This window comes from Microbacterium forte, assembly GCF_031885415.1.
Lineage (GTDB): Bacteria > Actinomycetota > Actinomycetes > Actinomycetales > Microbacteriaceae > Microbacterium > Microbacterium forte.
On sequence record NZ_CP116871.1, the window covers coordinates 3,353,072 to 3,370,537 of the forward strand.

Genomic DNA, 17,466 nt, shown 5'->3' on the forward strand with positions numbered 1-17,466 from the left:
AAGCCGGGTGGCGTGTTTCCACTGTGCGTGAAGATCTACCCTGAAACCGGCCACTCGGCTTGTGAAGATCGCGCGAAATTCTGTTTCTGTGACAGAATCGGCCGCATGAGCACTTCAGCGGTCGAAGAAGACGCCGACTCCCTCACGATCGGTCGACGCATCCGTCAGCTGCGCACCGCGCGGGGAATGACCCTCGACGACCTCGCGGCGGCCGTCGATCGAGCACCGAGCCAGATGTCGATGATCGAGACCGGCAAGCGCGAACCGAAGCTCACCCAGCTTCAAGCGATCGCGCGCGCTCTCGGTGTCACGATCGATGCGCTGCTCGAGGGTGAGCCACTCGACGAGCGCAGCGCGATCGAGATCGCCCTCGAGCGCGCCATGAAAGGCCAGACGTTCCAGGCGCTCGGGATCGAGCCTTTCCGCATCGCCAAGAGCATGCCGACGGATGCGCTGAAGGCGCTGCTCGCGCTGCACGGCGAGATCGACCGGCTCAGGGACGAGCGGGCCGCGACCCCGGAGGAGGCCAGGCGAGCGAACGTCGAGCTGCGTCACCTCATGCGCAGGCAGGACAACCATTTCGTCGACCTCGAGAGCAAGGCCGCCGAGATACTCGCGGCGGTCGGGCACCCGGGTGGACCGCTCACGCAGCGCACCGCATCCGAGATCGCCGCCTATCTCGGATTCACCCTGCACTACGCGCCCGATCTGCCGCAGACCACGCGCAGTGTCGCCGACCTCGCGAACGGGCGGCTCTATCTGTCGAGCAGTGTGCCGGCCAAGGGCGATGCGAGAACGGCTGTGCTGCAGGCGCTGTCCAGCCGCATCCTCGGGCATGCCGAACCGCGCAGCTATGCCGAGTTCCTGCGCCAGCGCGTCGAGACGAACTATCTCACCGGGGCGCTGCTGGTTCCCGAGGCCCACGTGGTGCCCGCCTTGAAGGATGCGAAGTCCCGCAGGGCCATTTCGATCGAAGACCTCCGAGACGCCTACTCGGTGTCGTACGAGACGGCGGCGCATCGGTTCACGAACCTCGCGACCCGCCACCTCGACATCCCGGTGCACTTCCTCAAGGTGCACGAGTCGGGGACGATCACGAAGGCATACGAGAACGACGACGTGAACTTCCCGACGGACAGGCTCGGTTCGATCGAGGGACAGATGTGCTGTCGCCGATGGACGAGCCGTGTCGTGTTCGACGAGGACGACCGCTTCAACCCGTATTACCAGTACACCGACACGGGCAACGGCACCTACTGGTGCACCGCCCGTGTCGAGGCGTCGAGCGAGGGGCTGCACTCGGTCAGCGTGGGCGTGCGCTTCGACGACACGAAGTGGTTCGTCGGCCGGGACACCCCGCATCGGGGGGTCTCGAAGCACTCGGTCGAGGTCTGCTGCCGCCGCGCGCCGGCCGACCTCGAGGGGCGGTGGCGCGAGAACTCCTGGCCGAACGTCAAGACTCCTCGCACCCTGCTCGCCACGCTGCCGACCGGTGCCTTCCCCGGGGTCGACACGACGGACGTCTACGAGTTCCTCGAGGCGCACGCACCGCGCTGACGTGCCTCAGCCGAGAGTCGCGGGCTTCTTCGGCACCAGGGATACGGCCACCGCCGCGACGATCGCCACGAGTGCGAAGGCGACGAAGTTCCACTCGACGCCGATCAGCATCGTGACCGGCGCGCCTGCTGTATGTGGATCACACCGCGTTCCAGCGCAGGCGAGGAGTGCTCGCGAACTCCGTCAGGACGACGCCCGCGTCGGCGACGGGGAACATCGTGATCAGCAGCGGAGTGGTCTCGGAGGCGGCGGCGACCGCGTAGACCAGAGCCGCGGGTCCCTGCTCGCGGGTGACCCCGACGCGGGTGTGTCGCTCGTCGACGGTCGCTGTGCGCGACGATGATGCGCTGTGGAGGATCTCGGATGCGGCGGTGCCTGCCCTGTCGAGCAGTGTGGCGTCTTCGCGCCAGGGCAGGAACGCGTCGGGTGTGAGAGCGCACGCCTCGGCGAGAGCGGCTGTCACCCAGCGGTCGCGCTTGAGCCCGTATGGCGTCTCGACGAGTGACAGCAGATACCCGTAGCAGTGCAGGAGGCCGGCGTTGCCGACGGGCCACTGCGCCCTCACGCCCGCTCGGCGGTGCAACTCGTCGAACAATGCCCGAGAGATCACGGGCGCGCCGATGTTCTCGTCGATCACGGTCGACCGACCCCAGGCGTCGAAGCGTCCGTGCTCGCGGTCGTCCTCGAGTGAGGCGACGAGCCACGGGAGACTGTCGACGGCTGCACGTGCGGCCGTCGCCGAGTCGGACTGCGCCCGGGTTGCAGCGGTCGTGAGGTCGTCGATTCCGGACACGGCGTTCACGCTACAAGATCCCGATGGACGGAGTGTTCACACGGCGTTCACATGATCGGGACTTTCTGTCCACAATCACTGAGCATGCTGGACGGAGCGTCCGCGAGATCAGAGTGCGGATGCGGAAAGAACACCGTGAACTCCATTCTCCTCTTCGACTTCGACGGCACGATCGCCCTCGGGGACGGGCCCGTGCTGGCGTACGCCACGCAGGTGGCTGCCGCTCTCGATGACCACCACGGCTTCGTCGACGGCATCCGCGAGACGCTCTCCGCTGCTGACGGTGAGGCCCTCGACGGCTACGACGCAGTGCGGCGGGCTGCGGCTGCTCGAGGTGCGGATGCCCGGATGCTCAGCGCCGCGTATCTCGCGAGCCGCGCAGAACTCGCCACCGCAGCGGCTCCGATCACCGCACCCGACGGCCTCGCAGCCTTCCTCGCCGCTGCTGCGGCTGACGCGGAGCTCGTCCTCGTCACCAACGCACCGGCGATCCGCATCGACCAGGCGCTGGACGCGCTCGGCCTCGCCGGGCTCTTCGACCGCATCGTCACGAGTGCGGGCAAGCCGGCCGGTCTCGATGCGTTCCTGGCTGACCTGCCCGCTGATGCGCGGGTGCTGAGCATCGGAGACATCTGGCACAACGACCTCGCCCCCGCCCACGCCCGTGGCCACGAGACCGCGCTGATCGGCGGATTCGCCGACCCGCACGCGACCCCCACCTATCGCGCTGCCGATTTCGCGACGCTGATCCCTCAGCTCACCGCATGGCTGCGTTCCTGAACCCGCACCACTCCACCCTCCCTCACACCCACCACCCCATCGAAGGATGACAATGCGTACCTCCCCCTTCCGCCGGACCGCCGCGGGGCTCGTCGCCGCGGGCGCCCTGCTCGCCGTCGTGCTCACCGGCTGCTCGACCGACACCGCCGCGCCCGACGAGTCCGCCGCCCCCGCTGCCGACCCAGAATCGCTCGTGCTCGCGCTCGTCCCCTCGCAGGACCAGGACGGCCTCGTCGACACCGCAGCTCCGCTCACCGACTACCTCACCGAGGAGCTCGGCATCGAGGTCACGGGTGTGGTCTCCAAGGACTACCAGGCCGCGGTCGAGGCGATGGGAGCAGGTCAGGCGCAGATCGGGTTCCTCCCGTCGCTGCAGCTGTGGCAGGCCAACGACATGTACGACGCATCGGTCGTGCTGCAGACCGAGCGCAACGGCAACATCACCTACCCCGCGCAGTTCATGACGAACAACCCGGACAAGTACTGCGACGACGAGCCGGTCGAGCGCGACGGGATGCTGTTCTGCAACGGCGCCGACGCCATGTCGGGTCCTGCCGGTCTCGACAGCATCGACAAGGTCGAGGGCGCGAAGGTCGCGTTGCTCGGACCCGGCTCGCCGGCCGGCTACATCTACCCGGTCCTCGCGCTGCAGGAGGCGGGACTCGACACCGACACCGACATCCAGCAGATCCCCGTGACAGCGAACGACGCGTCCGTGCTGGCGGTCTACAACGGCGACGCCGAGGTCGGCTTCAGCTTCTGGGATGCCCGCACGATCGTGCAGAAGGACACCCCCGATGTGGGTCAGAAGGTCGTCGTCTTCGCCCTGACCGAGGAGATCCCGAATGACGGCGTCGCGCTGTCGTCCGACCTGTCGCCCGAGCTGCAGGACCGCATCTCCACGGCTCTCGAAGACTTCTCGAACACCGAGGAGGGCTCCGAGATCCTCACGAGCATCTACTCGATCACGAAGCTCGCGCCCGCCGATCCCGAGTCGCTCGACGTCGTCGCCCGCGCCGCCCAGGCCCTGGGGCTCCAGTAAATTGTCCGATCAGATCCAGCACGTGGACGCCGCAGCCCAGGCTGCGGCGTCCACGCCGTGGTCCATCCGTCTCGATGGCGTCACGGTGCGATACCCGAACGGGACGGTCGGTCTCGACCGTGTCTCGCTCGACATCGACGCCGGAGAGATGGTCGCGGTCGTGGGCCTCTCAGGGTCGGGCAAGTCCACTCTCATCCGCACGATCAACGGCCTCGTGCCGGTGACGAGCGGAACGCTGGACGTCGGCGAGCACCGCGTCAGCGGAGCCTCGCCCCGCACTCTTCGACGCCTGCGCGGCGACATCGGCATGGTGTTCCAGGGGTTCAACCTCGCAGGCCGGGCGAGCGTCCTGCAGAACGTGCTCGTCGGGCGTCTCGCCCACACGCCCCTGTGGCGCACCCTGCTCGGCGCCTACCCCGACGCCGACCGGCGACTGGCCTATCAGGCGCTCGACCGTGTCGGCATCCTGCCGAAGATCCACTCGCGCGCATCCGACCTCTCGGGTGGGCAACAGCAGCGCGTCGCCATCGCACGCGCACTGGCGCAGGAGCCGCGCATCGTCCTGGCCGACGAGCCGGTCGCGAGCCTCGACCCGCCGACCGCGCACGGTGTCATGAACGACCTCCGCCGCATCAATCGGGACCTCGGCATCACCGTACTGGTCAACCTGCACCTGCTCGACCTCGCCCGCGAATACGGAGCGCGGATGATCGGCATGCGCGCGGGGAGGATCGTCTACGACGGTCCGGCAGCGAGCGCGACGGATGCCGACTTCGAGAGCATCTACGGTCGATCCCTCACCGCTGACGATCGGCTCGACACATGACCGAGGCGACACCGGCACCGCTCGAGATACCTCGGCGGCCGTCCGGCGCGTGGCGTGGGCCCGTGATCCTGCTGGCCATCGTCGCCATCACCGTGGTCATGTGCCTGCCCGGCATCGGCATCGGGGTCGACCTCTCGGCGATCGCGCGCAACTGGCAGAACGGCGCCGACAAGATCATCAAGCTGCTGATGCCCGACTGGAGCTTCTTCCCGCGCACGCTCCCGCCGCTCATCGAGACGCTGCAGATGGCCGTCATCGCGACGGCGATCGGCGCGGTGATCTCGCTGCCGCTGAGCTTCTGGGCGGCTCGCGCCACCAACCCGAACGCTCCGGCGCGCATCATCGTGCGCGGCATCCTGAACGTCATCCGCAGCGTCCCCGACCTGCTCTACGCGGCGATCCTCGTCGCGATGGTGGGTGTCGGCGCGCTCCCCGGCATCCTCGCGCTGCTGCTGTTCAATATCGGAATCATCGTCAAGCTCGTGTCGGAGGCGATCGACACCAACGACCGGGGTCCGCTCGAGGCGGGCCGCGCGGTCGGAGCCACTCAGACGAAGATCAACCGCACGCTCGCGCTCCCGGACGCCTGGCCGGCGTTCGCGAACCAGACCCTCTACGTCTTCGAGCTCAACGTCCGCGCCTCGACGGTGCTCGGTCTGGTCGGCGCCGGCGGCATGGGCCTGCTCATCGACGCCGTCCGCACGTTCTACCGCTACGACCAGCTCTCGCTCATCATCCTGGAGATCCTCATCGTCGTCATCGTGATCGACCTCGTCTCCGACGCCATCCGACGGAGGCTCGTATGACCACCGTGCTCACTCCGCCTCCTGCCATCACCGTCATCCCCGACAGGCCGCGACGCCCGTGGCTCATTGCCTCGTGGATCATCGTCACCGCCATCGTCGTGCTGGCTTTCTGGTCGATCGACATCAACTGGGCACGTCTCGCCGACCTGCCTGCGGAGATCGTCCGCTACACGTTCCTGATGTTCGGCAGCCCGAACTGGGAGCAGCTGCCCGAGGCGCTCTGGCAGACCTGGCGCAGCATCGAGATGGCGTGGGTCGGTACGATCCTCGGCATCCTGCTCGCGACCCCCATCAGCCTGCTCGCCGCGCGCGGATTCGGCCCCGCCTCGCTGCGCGCGCTGCTGCGCGGCCTGTTCTCGCTCATCCGGGCCGTTCCCGAGATCATCATCGCGATCGTGATCCTGTCGGTCACCGGGCTCACGCCGTTCACGGGTGCGCTCGCGCTGGCGATCAACGGCATCGGCACACTCGGCAAGTGGGGATACGAAGCGGTAGAGGCCGTGCCGTCCGGGCCGATCGAGGCCGCACGCGCGGCAGGTGGCGGTACCCTGCAGGTGCTGCGTTGGGGTGTCTGGCCGCAGGTCGAGCCCGCGTTCTGGTCGTTCTGGCTGTATCGCTTCGAGATCAACGTGCGCTCGTCGGCCGTGCTCGGTCTGATCGGCGTCGGCGGAATCGGTGACATGCTCACCTCCTATACCCAGTACCGTGAGTGGTCGACGGTGGGCGTCCTGCTCATCGTGGTCGTCGCTGTCACGATGCTGATCGATGCCGTGTCCGGCGCGATCCGCCGCCGGATCATGGAGGGAGCCCGCGCCCGTGTTCTCTCCTAGCGCCCCACCCACCGCTCGAATCGCCGCGGTGCTCAACACCCTGCAGCCCGCCGAACGCCGCGTCGCCGAGCTGATCGTCGAGTCGGCGGAGGCGGTGGTCGAATGGACCGCCCAGGAGCTCGCCGACCGAGCGGGTGTCGGCCGCGCCACGGTCGTGCGCGCGTGCCAGAGCTTCGGCTACCGCGGATACCCGCAGCTGCGCGTCGCGCTCGCCTCCGAACTCGGCAGCGGGCCGGGGGAGGCGGGCATCGACCACGGACCGGGCGCGCTCGGGCGGATGCGGGGCGAGATCGATCGCGTCGCGGCATCCCTTCCGGCCCTCGCGAGCCTGCTCGACGCGGATGCCGTGAGCGAGGCCGTCCGGCTCGCAGCGTCCGCTCGCCGGCTGCTCGTGCTCGCGAACGGTCTGTCCTCGCCCATCGCGAACGACCTCGCCATGCGGCTGACCGCGTCGGGTCGTGCGGCGGAGTTCATCGCGGATGCCATCGCGCAGCAGATCGCCGCACGTCATCTCACACCCGACGACGTCTGCCTCATCGTCAGCGGATCGGGCGCGAACGAGGCGAGCCTGCGCGTCGCGACCGCGGCAGCCCGGGGCGGTGCGACGGTGATCGCCCTCACCTCCTTCGCCTCATCGGCGCTGACCGAGGCCGCGACGCTGTCGCTCGTGATCGCCCCGACCGGGGTGAGCTTCCGCGACGAGCTCGAGCACACCTCGCGCGTCGCATATCTGGTGTTCGCCGAGGTGTTCGCCGCGGCCGTCACGGCGGAGCGGGGCGCGGATGCCGTGCAGGCGCGGGCTCATGCGCTCGAGGTCGTCTCCGACAACCTCGGCGAGGGCGCGGGGGAGTAGCGACGCCGAAGGCGTCAGTCCCGAGCGGTCTGCAGCAGCGCCCACAGCTCTGCGCGGGCGGGGAACGACGACAGATCGCTGCCGAGCAGGGCGCCGGCCTGCGTGATCCGCGACCGCAGCGTGTGACGGTGCACCCCGAGAGCAGCGGCCGCCGGATCGGCCTTCGCATCGTGCTCGAGCCAGGTTCGCAGAGAGCGTTCCAGGTCGCCGCCGGATCGCGCATCGTGGTCGCGCAGGGGAGCGAGGCGCGACTCGGCGACCAGGCGAGCCTCGTCGGTCGCGAGCGCGCTGAGGATGCTGGATCCTGCCGCATCGGCGAAGTGGAAGACCCCTGTGCCGGACTGCTGGCGCAGGGCCGCGAGCGCCTGAGCGTGGGCACGCGAGAACGCGTCGTACGACTCCGAGCCCGATGCGCCGACGCGGATGCCGAAACGTGCGGCGACCTCGTCGAGCAGTGCGTCGTCGGCCATCGACACGCAGAGCACGACGCCCTCCGACGACTCGGCGAGGAAACTGGCGGTGCCGTGCTCGGCGCGGCGGCGGTCCCACCAGTCGGCGAACGGTCCGGTCGGAGCGTCCGCGGCGATCGCCACCACGACGGGCGCCGACGGCATGCCGCCGAGCACCTTCCGTGCAAGGGACGGGTCGTCATCGAGCAGAGAGCTCAGCAGCTGCGAGTTCAGCCGACGCTTGCTGCGGGCGAGCTGGTCGCTCTGCTCGAGGGCGAGCCCGGCCATCGCGATCACCGAGGTCACGACCGTGCGCGCCTCGGCGTCGAGCGCATCGACGGCCAGCGCGATCACTCCCCGCAGGTGTCCGCCGCGGCCGACCGTGAAGAGCGTGAACGTCTCATCGTCGATCGTCAGCGACTGCCCTGCTTCGAGTCCGCGGGTGAGGATCTCGGTGGCGCGTTCGCCGAGCTCGGTCAGGCGGCCCGCAGACACGGCTGACCGGGGGTGCGACAGCTGCAGAGCACCGGCCGCGTCGTACATGCCGACCCAGACGCCGAGGCGACGGCCGAGTTCGGCGACGGTCGCGTCGAGTCCCCGCGGGCGGAGAGCCGCCAGTGCGAGCGCGCGCTGGGTGTCTAGCGCCCATGATCTGCGGGCATATGCCTGAGCGGCTATGGCCTCGGAGTGTGCGCGGGCGACCGCGATGAACGGCGTGCGGTAGGGCACCTCGAAGAGGGGGATCCCGCGGCGTGCGCACTCGAGGATCAGCTCCTCGGGGATCCCTGCGCGGTGCACGTCCGTGCCGAATCCGAGGCCGAGCACCCCGCGATCCGCGAGCCGCCCCACGTAGACATCGACGTCGGTGCCGGCGTCGAACTGGGTGCCTGTGGTCAGCAGAGCGAGATCCTCGGCGAGGAACGGCGTCGGGTCGGCGAGGTCGGAGCTGTGCACCCAGCGCAGTGGACGATCGAGGGCGCCGGCCGGAAGCTCTTCTTCGGCCGAGATCAGGCCGAGTCCGAGGTCACGACGTCGGAAAAGGGCGCGCAGGGTGGGCTGCTCGGTGTCATCCATGCGACGCTCCTCTCTCGTCTCCGCGGTCAGCGCGTTATACGGTCGGGCGATGATCTCTTCGAGATTGTACAGCCGGGCGAATGCGCCCACGGCGGATCCGGTCGTACGCTCACGAACATGGCTCTCCTCGACACCGCAGCTGTTGCAGTCCCCCTCGGCGGACCCGACCTCCCCCAGGAGCGTCGCCTCGTGACCGAACTCCCCGGCCCCCGATCGGCCGAGATCCTCGCCCGCAAGGCGGATGCCGTCGCCGCAGGCGTCGGGCACACCGTTCCCGTCGCCGCCGTCGCGGCCGGCGGGGGAGTGGTCGTCGACGCCGACGGCAACTCGCTGATCGACCTCGGCTCGGGCATCGCCGTGACGACCGTCGGCAATGCCCACCCCAAGATCGCCGCAGCGGTGGCCGCCCAGGCCGCGCAGTTCACGCACACCTGCTTCATGATCTCGCCGTACGAGTCGTACATCGAGGTGGCCGAGGCGCTGAACCGTCTCACCCCCGGTGACTTCGCCAAGAAGACCGCCCTGTTCAACTCGGGTGCCGAGGCTGTCGAGAACGCGATCAAGATCGCCCGCAAGCACACCGGTCGCCAGGCGGTCGTCGCCTTCGACCACGGCTACCACGGCCGCACCAACCTGACGATGGCGCTGACCGCCAAGTCGATGCCCTACAAGAGCGGCTTCGGCCCGTTCGCCCCCGAGGTCTACCGCGCACCGATGTCGTACCCGTTCCGCGACGGGCTCGAGGGCGGCGAGGCTGCGGCCCGCGTCATCCTGCAGCTCGAGAAGCAGATCGGCGCAGACAACCTAGCCGCCGTGATCATCGAGCCCATCCAGGGCGAGGGCGGCTTCATCGTGCCGGCCGACGGATTCCTGCCGGCGATCGCCGACTGGTGCCGCGCCAACGGCGTCGTCTTCATCGCCGACGAGGTGCAGACCGGCTTCGCCCGCACCGGCCACATGTTCGCGAGCGAGATCTTCGGCATCGAGCCCGACCTCATCACGACCGCGAAGGGCATCGCCGGCGGTCTGCCGCTCGCCGCCGTCACCGGGCGCTCCGAGATCATGGACGCCTCGCACGCGGGCGGCCTCGGCGGCACCTACGGCGGCAACCCGATCGCCTGCGCCGCAGCGCTCGCCGCGATCGACGTCTTCGAGAACGACGGCGTGATCGAGCGCGCCCGTGAGATCGGCGAGATCCTCGTGCAGCGTCTCGGCTCCATGCAGGAGAAGGATGCCCGCATCGGTGACATCCGCGGTCATGGCGCGATGATCGCGGCCGAGTTCGTCGACCCCGAGACCAAGGCGCCTGACGCCGCTCTGACCTCCGCGGTCGCCAAGGCGTGCGTCGCCCAGGGGGTCATCGTCCTCACCTGCGGCACGTACGGCAACGTCATCCGCTTCCTGCCGCCGCTGTCGATCGGCGACGACCTGCTCAACGAGGGCCTCGACGTCGTCGCGGCCGCACTCGCCGCGAACGCGGCCTGACAGACCAGCGGTCGCGCTCAGTCGTGACCGCCACCACACGTCCGGCCGCGACGAGGATCGGGGGATTTCGAGTCGCGGCCGGCACACACATTTCCAATGAAGGAGAAGCAGATGGCTGAGATCACTCGTGACGTGCTGATCGTCGGAGCCGGAGCCGCAGGGCTCACGGCCGCGAACGACCTGCGCAAGGCAGGCCTGTCGGTCGCCGTCCTCGAGGCGCGTGACCGCGTCGGCGGCCGTCTGTGGACCGACGTCATCGACGGCGCCATGCTCGAGATCGGCGGCCAGTGGGTCTCGCCCGATCAGGATGCCCTGAAGGACACGATCGAGGAGCTGGGGCTCGAGACCTACAGCCGCTATCGCGAGGGCGACAGTGTGTACGTCGGCCCCGACGGACAGACGCACCGCTTCACGGGCGAGATGTTCCCGGTGTCCGCCGAGACCGAGGCCGTCATCGCCGAGATCACCGAGCGTCTCGACGCCATGGTCGCCGAGATCGACCCCGACCGCCCCTGGGAGCACGCGAAGGCGAAAGAGTGGGACTCGGTCACGTGGGATGCCTGGCTGCGCGCGCAGACCGACGACGACGAAGCAGTGCGCAACCTGGCATTCGCCACCGGATCCGCGATGCTCACGAAGCCCACGCACTCGTTCTCGCTGCTGCAGTCGCTGCTGATGGCGGCATCCGCCGGTTCGTACTCGAACCTCGTCGACGCCGACTTCATCCTCGACAAGCGCGTCGTCGGCGGCCTGCAGAAGGTGCCGCTGCTGCTCGCCGAGCGCCTCGGGGACGACGTGCTGCTGAACCAGCCGGTGCGGTCGCTCGAATGGAGTGCCGACGGCGTTACCGCGACGACCGATGACACCACGGTGCGCGCGCGCTTCGCGATCCTCGCGCACGCCCCGATCCTCTACAGCCGCATCGCCTTCGTGCCGCCGCTGCCGCGTCGCCAGCACCAGATGCACCAGCACATCTCGATGGGCTTCGTGATCAAGGTGCACGCCGTCTACGACCGCCCGTTCTGGCGCGAACAGGGCCTCAGCGGCACCGCGTTCAGCCCCTACGAGCTCGCGCACGAGGCGTACGACAACACCAACCACGGCGACGAGCGGGGCACCCTGGTCGGCTTCGTGAGCGACCAGAACGCCGACGACCTGTTCACGCTGTCGGCAGAGGAGCGCAGAGAGCGGATCCTCGAGTCCCTCTCGCACTACTACGGCGACGAGGCGAAGAACCCGGTCGTGTACTACGAGAGCGACTGGGGCACGGAGGAGTGGACCCGCGGCGCGTACGCGGCGAGCTTCGACATGGGCGGACTGCACCGCTACGGCGCCGACCTGCGTTCGGCCGTCGGACCCATCCACTTCGCCTGCAGTGACATGGCGGGCGCCGGATACCAGCACGTCGACGGCGCGATCCGCATGGGGCACCTCGTCGCGTCGACCATCGTCGAAGCCGCGCGTGCCGCGGGCGACACCGCCGAGGTCGACGGATGACCGGCGCGATCGTCGTCGGCTACACGGCGACGGATGCGGGAGCGGATGCCGCAGCGCTCGGCGCACGGCTCGCGCGCAGCCTCGGCGCGGTTCTGCACCTGGTGATCGTGCTTCCCTCTGAGGGCACCCGCAACGCGGCGGTTCCGCCCGAGCGGGCATACGAAGAGCACATCCGCCGGCAGGCGAAGGAGTGGCTCGAGGATGCCGTCGTCCGGCTGCCGCAGGAGCTCACCCGCACGGGTCATGTGCGCTTCGCCGAGTCGTTCGCGGAAGGGCTCATCGCCGCCGGCGAGGAGTTCGATGCGCGGCTGATCGTCATCGGCACCGCCGGCGGCAGCATCTTCGGACGCCACCGTCTCGGCAGCGTCGCCTCTGAGCTGCTGCACTCGTCGACCATCCCCGTCGCGCTCGCCCCGGCCGGCACGGCAGAGCAGGACGACCACGTGCTCCCGCGGGTGACGGCGGCGGTCGGCAACCGCGCCGGCGCAGACAATCTCCTCGACGAGGCCGCTGCGATCGCGACCGAGTCGCGCGTCGGTCTGCGTCTGGTCTCCCTCGTGCCGTTCGACGTGCCCCCCGGTCTCGACACCGGGGCGATCCGCGTGGTCGGCGACGAGCACGCGAACGAGGTTCTCGAGATCGCCAAGGGTCTGCTGCCCGAAGAGCTCAAGGCCGAGGTCGAAGAAGCCCCCGGCGACACGGTCGAAGACGCCGTCGCTCATCTGTCGTGGCTGCCCGGCGAGGTCGTCCTCGTCGGTTCCAGCCGCCTGGCGCAGCCGCGCCGCCTGTTCCTGGGCTCGACCGCAGCGAAGATGCTGCACGAACTGCCCGTGCCCATGATCGTCGTCCCGCGCACGCGCGCCGAAGCAGGAGTCCGCTGATGAGCAGCTCGAACCGGGCGACGGAGCCCGCATCCGGTGTGACGACCGGCATCTCGCAGAAGGGCCTGCGCGCGGGGGCCGTCGGAGTCCTCGGAGCCGTCGTGATCGGCGTCTCCACGATCGCCCCGGCCTACACGCTCACCGCGTCGCTCGGCCCGACCGTCGCTGTCGTCGGCACGCAGGTTCCGGCGATCATCCTCGTCGGCTTCATCCCGATGCTCCTGACCGCGTTCGGCTATCGCGAGCTCAACCGCATGATGCCGGACTCGGGCACCTCGTTCACCTGGGGAGTGCGAGCCTTCGGCCCGTGGATCGGCTGGATGACGGGGTGGGGCCTGATCGCCGCCACCGTGATCGTGCTGTCGAACCTCGCCGGCATCGCCGTCGAGTTCCTCTTCCTGCTGATCGCACAGCTCAGCGGCAACCCCGAGATCGCCGACCTGGCCTTCAACCCGATCATCAACGTCGTCGTGTGCCTGCTCTTCATGCTCGGCGCGACGCTCGTGTCGTACCGCGACATGCAGACGACGCAGAAGTTCCAGTACATCCTCGTCGGCTTCCAGGTGCTGGTGCTCGTGATCTTCGCCACCGTCGCGATCGTCAAGGCCGTCTCCGGCGATGCCCCCGAGCCCACGGCGTTCTCCTGGTCGTGGTTCAACCCGTTCGAGGTGCCGTCGTTCAGCGCCTTCGCCGCCGGCCTCTCCCTGTCGATCTTCATCTTCTGGGGCTGGGACGTCGTCCTCACCATGAACGAGGAGACGAAGGATCCCGAGAAGACTCCCGGTCGTGCGGCGATGGTCACCGTCGTCGTCGTGGTCAGCCTCTACCTGCTGCTCGCGATCGGTCTCATCATGTTCGCCGGTGTCGGCACGGGCGACTACGGGCTCGCGAACGAGGACATCTCGGCGAACGTGTTCTTCGCGCTGTCAGACCCGATCCTGGGCCCGCTCGCGTTCCTCGTCTCGCTCGCGGTGCTGTCGAGCTCGGCGGCGTCGCTGCAGTCGACCGCCGTCGGGCCCGCCCGCACGCTGCTGGCGATGGGGCACTACGGCGCCCTGCCGAAGAAGTTCGCACGGGTCAGCCCGCGCTTCTTCACGCCCGGCTATTCGACGATCGTCTCGGCCGTCGTCGCCTCGGTCTTCTACGCCGTGATGCGACTGGTGAGCGAGAACGTGCTCACCGACACGATCCTGTCGCTCGGCATGATGATCTGCTTCTACTACGGCCTCACCGCGTTCGCGTGCGTCTGGTACTTCCGCAAGCAGTGGTTCGACTCGGCCAGGAGCTTCTTCTTCACGTTCCTGTTCCCGCTCGTCGGCGGCGCGATCCTCGCCGTGCTGTTCGTGACGACGCTCATCGACTCGATGGACCCCGCGTACGGCAGCGGATCGAGCATCGGCGGGGTCGGGCTCGTGTTCGTCCTCGGCGTCGGCATCATCGCGATCGGCATCGTCATCATGATCTGGCAGTCGATCAAGCGCCCGGCGTTCTTCCGCGGCGAGACGCTCAGCATGGATGCTCCCGCGAGCATCCGCAGACGCTGACCGCATCCGCGGCATCCGCATTCCTTCCTCCCCACAGAAAGAGATTCCATGAGCACTCAGACTGAGCAGGCGCTGCTCGACAGCATCCCCACCGGCCTCTTCATCGGGGGAGAGTGGATCGACGGCGAGACCGGCGGCACGTTCGACGTGATCGACCCGGCGACCGGAGCGGTGATCCGCACGATCGCGGATGCGACCCCCGGCGACGGCATCCGTGCGCTGGATGCGGCCGTCGCCGCGCAGGATTCGTGGGCGGCGACCGCACCGCGCACCCGCAGCGAGATCCTGCGCCGTGCGTTCGACCTCGTGCAGGAGCACAAGGAGGACCTCGCGCTGCTGATGACGCTCGAGATGGGCAAGCCGCTCGCCGAGGCACGAGGAGAGGTCGGCTACGGCGGCGAGTTCCTTCGGTGGTTCAGCGAGGAGGCGGTGCGCATCAGCGGCCGCTACGGCATCAACCCCGAGGGCACCGGCCACATGGTCGTCTCGCAGCGTCCCGTGGGCCCCTCGTTCTTCGTGACGCCGTGGAACTTCCCCTTCGCGATGGCGACGCGCAAGATCGCCCCTGCCCTCGCCGCCGGCTGCACCGTGGTCATCAAGCCTCCGGCACTCACGCCGCTGACGACGATGTTCTTCACCTCGCTGCTCGAGAAGGCGGGCCTCCCCGCCGGTGTCGTCAACGTGGTGCAGACGTCGAAGTCGTCGGCGCTGTCGGCCCCGATCATCGCGGACCCGCGTCTGCGCAAGCTGTCGTTCACGGGTTCGACCGAGGTGGGCCGCAAGCTCATCGCCCAGGCCGCCGAGGGCGTGCTGCGCGTGTCGATGGAGCTCGGCGGCAACGCCCCGTTCGTCGTCTTCGACGATGCCGACCTCGACAAGGCGGTCGACGGCGCGCTTGCCGCGAAGTTCCGCAACATCGGCCAGGCCTGCACCGCCGCCAACCGCTTCATCGTGCACCAGGACGTCGCCGACGAGTTCGCCCGCAAGGTCACCGAGCGCGTGAAGGCGATGAAGATCGGCCGCGGCACGGAAGAGGGCGTGGCCATCGGACCGCTCATCGACGAAGACGCCGTCGCGAAGGCCGGCGAGCTCGTCGATGACGCCGTCGAGCGCGGAGCAACGCTGCTCGCCGGAGGCAAGGCGCTCGAGGGCACCGGCACCTTCTACGAGCCGACCGTGCTCACCGACGTGGTCGCAGGTTCCGCGATCCTTCGGGAGGAGATCTTCGGCCCGGTGCTCGCGATCGCGACCTTCGAGACGGAGGACGACGCCGTGCGCCTCGCGAACGACACCGAGTACGGGCTCGTCTCGTACGTGTTCACCGAGAACCTGCAGCGCGGGCAGCGGATGATCGACAAGCTCGAGACCGGCATGATGGGTCTGAACGTCGGTGTCGTGTCGAATGCAGCTGCCCCCTTCGGCGGCGTCAAGCAGTCGGGCGTCGGCCGCGAGGGCGGTCTCGAGGGCATCCACGAGTACCTGTCGACCAAGTACACCCTGATCCCGATCTCCTGATCCTTCCGGTCGTCGGGCGGGCGGAGCTCCGCTCCTCGCTCGACGACCGGGAACCGAACGAGAGGAAAAGAACATGACCGATTACGCCGTCATCAACCCCGCCACCGGAGAGACGCTGGCGTCCTTCGACACGTTCACGGATGCGCAGATCGAGGAGGCGGTCGCGGCCGCCGACGCCGCGCACCGCGACTGGTCGCGTTCCTCGACCGTGGCTGAGCGCGCAGCGCTGCTCCGTCGTGCAGCCGAGCTGCACCGCGAGCGTCGCGAGCAGCTCGCCGACGTGTTCGTGCGCGAGATGGGCAAGCCGCGCGAGGCGGCACTCGGAGAGGTCGACTTCGCCGCCGACATCGCCGAGTACTACGCAGACCAGGCCGAGGCGATCATGGCCGACCAGCCGATCGCCATCCTCGGAGAGGGCTCGGCGATCGTCCGCAAGTCGTCGCTCGGACCGCTCGTCGGGATCATGCCGTGGAACTTCCCGGCGTACCAGATCGTCCGCTTCGCGGCGCCGAACCTGATCGTCGGCAACACGATCCTGCTGAAGCCCGCGCCGCAGTGCCCCGAGTCGTCGACCGCGATCGAGGCGATCTACCACGACGCCGGATTCCCGAAGGGCGCCTACCAGAACGTGCTCGCGACGAACGAGCAGATCGCCGACATGATCGCCGACCCGCGCGTGGCCGGCGTCTCGCTCACGGGCTCGGAGCGCGCAGGCGCCGCGGTCGCCGAGATCGCCGGGCGCAACCTCAAGAAGGTCGCGCTCGAGCTGGGCGGCTCAGACCCCTTCATCGTGCTGTCGACCGACGACCTCGACGCCACGGTGCAGGCCGGCGTCGACGCGCGTCTCGACAACAACGGACAGGCGTGCAACGGCGCCAAGCGCTTCATCATCGTCGACGGCCTGTACGACGAGTTCGTCGAGAAGTTCACCGCCGCGATGGCGGCCGTGCAGCCCTCGGACCCGACACTCGACGACACCGTGCTCGGGCCCGTCTCATCTGAGACGGCGGCCGAGAACCTGCAGAAGCAGATCGACCAGGCCGTCGAGCAGGGCGCGACGCTGCTGACCGGCGGAACTCGCGACGGAGCGTTCTTCGCGCCGACCGTGCTGGCCGATGTGACGCCCGAGATGAACGTCTACCGCGAGGAGCTCTTCGGCCCCGCCGCGGTCGTCTACCGGGTCGCCGACGAGGACGCCGCCGTCGCTCTCGCGAACGACACGACCTTCGGTCTCGGGTCTTACGTCTTCACCACCGACGCCGAACAGGCCGAGCGCGTCGCCGACAACATCGAGGCGGGCATGGTCTACGTCAACCTCGTGCTGGCCGACAGCCCCGAGCTGCCGTTCGGCGGCATCAAGCGCAGCGGCACCTCGCGCGAGCTCGGCCACCTCGCGGCCGACGAGTTCGTCAACAAGAAGCTCATCCGCATCGGCTGAGCGACGCTCGCCGCACGAAGGGGCGGATGCTGCGGCATCCGCCCCTTCGTGCGCACGGTGGCCGGTGCCTGACGCGCCCGGGGTCCGACGGATGCC

The 17,466-nt window shown here is 68.9% G+C and carries 15 protein-coding genes; 13 read left to right on the forward strand and 2 right to left on the reverse strand.

The window, feature by feature from the left end:
- Window positions 1-105: 105 nt before the first annotated feature.
- Complete coding sequence (locus tag OB895_RS16220) at window positions 106-1,557, forward strand: helix-turn-helix domain-containing protein (protein WP_079113375.1); 1,452 nt, start codon at window positions 106-108, stop codon at window positions 1,555-1,557.
- A gap of 139 nt (window positions 1,558-1,696) precedes the next feature.
- Here OB895_RS16220 and OB895_RS16225 read toward each other — a convergent pair whose 3' ends face one another.
- The gene (locus tag OB895_RS16225) at window positions 1,697-2,350 is read right to left on the reverse strand and encodes an amino acid deaminase (RefSeq protein ID WP_228385557.1); all 654 of its coding nucleotides are present in this window, start codon (window positions 2,348-2,350) and stop codon (window positions 1,697-1,699) included.
- A gap of 135 nt (window positions 2,351-2,485) precedes the next feature.
- On the opposite strand from OB895_RS16225, the gene OB895_RS16230 reads away from it, so the two are divergent.
- The 6 genes from OB895_RS16230 to OB895_RS16255 are packed head-to-tail and all read left to right on the forward strand — an operon-like array spanning window position 2,486 to window position 7,487.
- The gene (locus OB895_RS16230) at window positions 2,486-3,130 is read left to right on the forward strand and encodes an HAD family hydrolase (protein ID WP_228385556.1); all 645 of its coding nucleotides are present in this window, start codon (window positions 2,486-2,488) and stop codon (window positions 3,128-3,130) included.
- A 52-nt stretch (window positions 3,131-3,182) separates the two neighbouring features.
- Window positions 3,183-4,172, forward strand: a complete 990-nt coding sequence (phnD, locus tag OB895_RS16235; RefSeq protein ID WP_042539522.1) for a phosphate/phosphite/phosphonate ABC transporter substrate-binding protein — start codon at window positions 3,183-3,185, stop codon at window positions 4,170-4,172.
- A 22-nt stretch (window positions 4,173-4,194) separates the two neighbouring features.
- Window positions 4,195-4,998, forward strand: a complete 804-nt coding sequence (gene phnC, locus OB895_RS16240) for a phosphonate ABC transporter ATP-binding protein (RefSeq protein ID WP_194286046.1) — start codon at window positions 4,195-4,197, stop codon at window positions 4,996-4,998.
- On the forward strand, window positions 4,995-5,804 hold the full coding sequence (phnE, locus tag OB895_RS16245; RefSeq protein WP_079113373.1) for a phosphonate ABC transporter, permease protein PhnE: 810 nt from the start codon (window positions 4,995-4,997) through the stop codon (window positions 5,802-5,804). Before phnC ends, phnE (OB895_RS16245) begins: the two co-directional genes overlap by 4 nt.
- On the forward strand, window positions 5,801-6,634 hold the full coding sequence (phnE, locus tag OB895_RS16250; protein WP_079113372.1) for a phosphonate ABC transporter, permease protein PhnE: 834 nt from the start codon (window positions 5,801-5,803) through the stop codon (window positions 6,632-6,634). The genes phnE (OB895_RS16245) and phnE (OB895_RS16250) overlap by 4 nt, the downstream gene beginning before the upstream one ends.
- Window positions 6,635-6,662: 28 nt before the next feature.
- Window positions 6,663-7,487, forward strand: coding sequence for a MurR/RpiR family transcriptional regulator (locus OB895_RS16255; RefSeq protein WP_231567495.1), 825 nt, complete (start codon window positions 6,663-6,665; stop codon window positions 7,485-7,487).
- Between the two features lie 14 nt (window positions 7,488-7,501).
- Here the strand turns inward: OB895_RS16255 and OB895_RS16260 are convergent, their stop codons facing one another.
- Complete coding sequence (locus OB895_RS16260) at window positions 7,502-9,010, reverse strand: PucR family transcriptional regulator (RefSeq protein ID WP_079114031.1); 1,509 nt, start codon at window positions 9,008-9,010, stop codon at window positions 7,502-7,504.
- 117 nt (window positions 9,011-9,127) lie between these two features.
- Between OB895_RS16260 and gabT the strand changes: the two genes are divergently transcribed.
- From gabT to OB895_RS16290, 6 genes are all read left to right on the forward strand, one after another.
- Window positions 9,128-10,495 carry a 4-aminobutyrate--2-oxoglutarate transaminase gene (gene gabT, locus OB895_RS16265; RefSeq protein WP_056373790.1) on the forward strand — a complete coding sequence of 456 codons (1,368 nt, stop codon included), beginning with the start codon at window positions 9,128-9,130 and terminating at the stop codon, window positions 10,493-10,495.
- A gap of 111 nt (window positions 10,496-10,606) precedes the next feature.
- The gene (locus OB895_RS16270; RefSeq protein ID WP_079114030.1) at window positions 10,607-11,992 is read left to right on the forward strand and encodes a flavin monoamine oxidase family protein; all 1,386 of its coding nucleotides are present in this window, start codon (window positions 10,607-10,609) and stop codon (window positions 11,990-11,992) included.
- Window positions 11,989-12,873, forward strand: coding sequence for a universal stress protein (locus tag OB895_RS16275; RefSeq protein WP_056373788.1), 885 nt, complete (start codon window positions 11,989-11,991; stop codon window positions 12,871-12,873). Before OB895_RS16270 ends, OB895_RS16275 begins: the two co-directional genes overlap by 4 nt.
- Complete coding sequence (locus OB895_RS16280) at window positions 12,873-14,417, forward strand: APC family permease (RefSeq protein ID WP_079113370.1); 1,545 nt, start codon at window positions 12,873-12,875, stop codon at window positions 14,415-14,417. The genes OB895_RS16275 and OB895_RS16280 overlap by 1 nt, the downstream gene beginning before the upstream one ends.
- 48 nt (window positions 14,418-14,465) lie before the next feature.
- A complete protein-coding gene (locus OB895_RS16285; protein WP_056373784.1) occupies window positions 14,466-15,932 on the forward strand; it encodes an NAD-dependent succinate-semialdehyde dehydrogenase in 1,467 nt (488 codons plus the stop codon).
- A 73-nt stretch (window positions 15,933-16,005) separates the two neighbouring features.
- A complete protein-coding gene (locus tag OB895_RS16290; protein WP_079113368.1) occupies window positions 16,006-17,370 on the forward strand; it encodes an NAD-dependent succinate-semialdehyde dehydrogenase in 1,365 nt (454 codons plus the stop codon).
- Window positions 17,371-17,466: the final 96 nt, after the last annotated feature.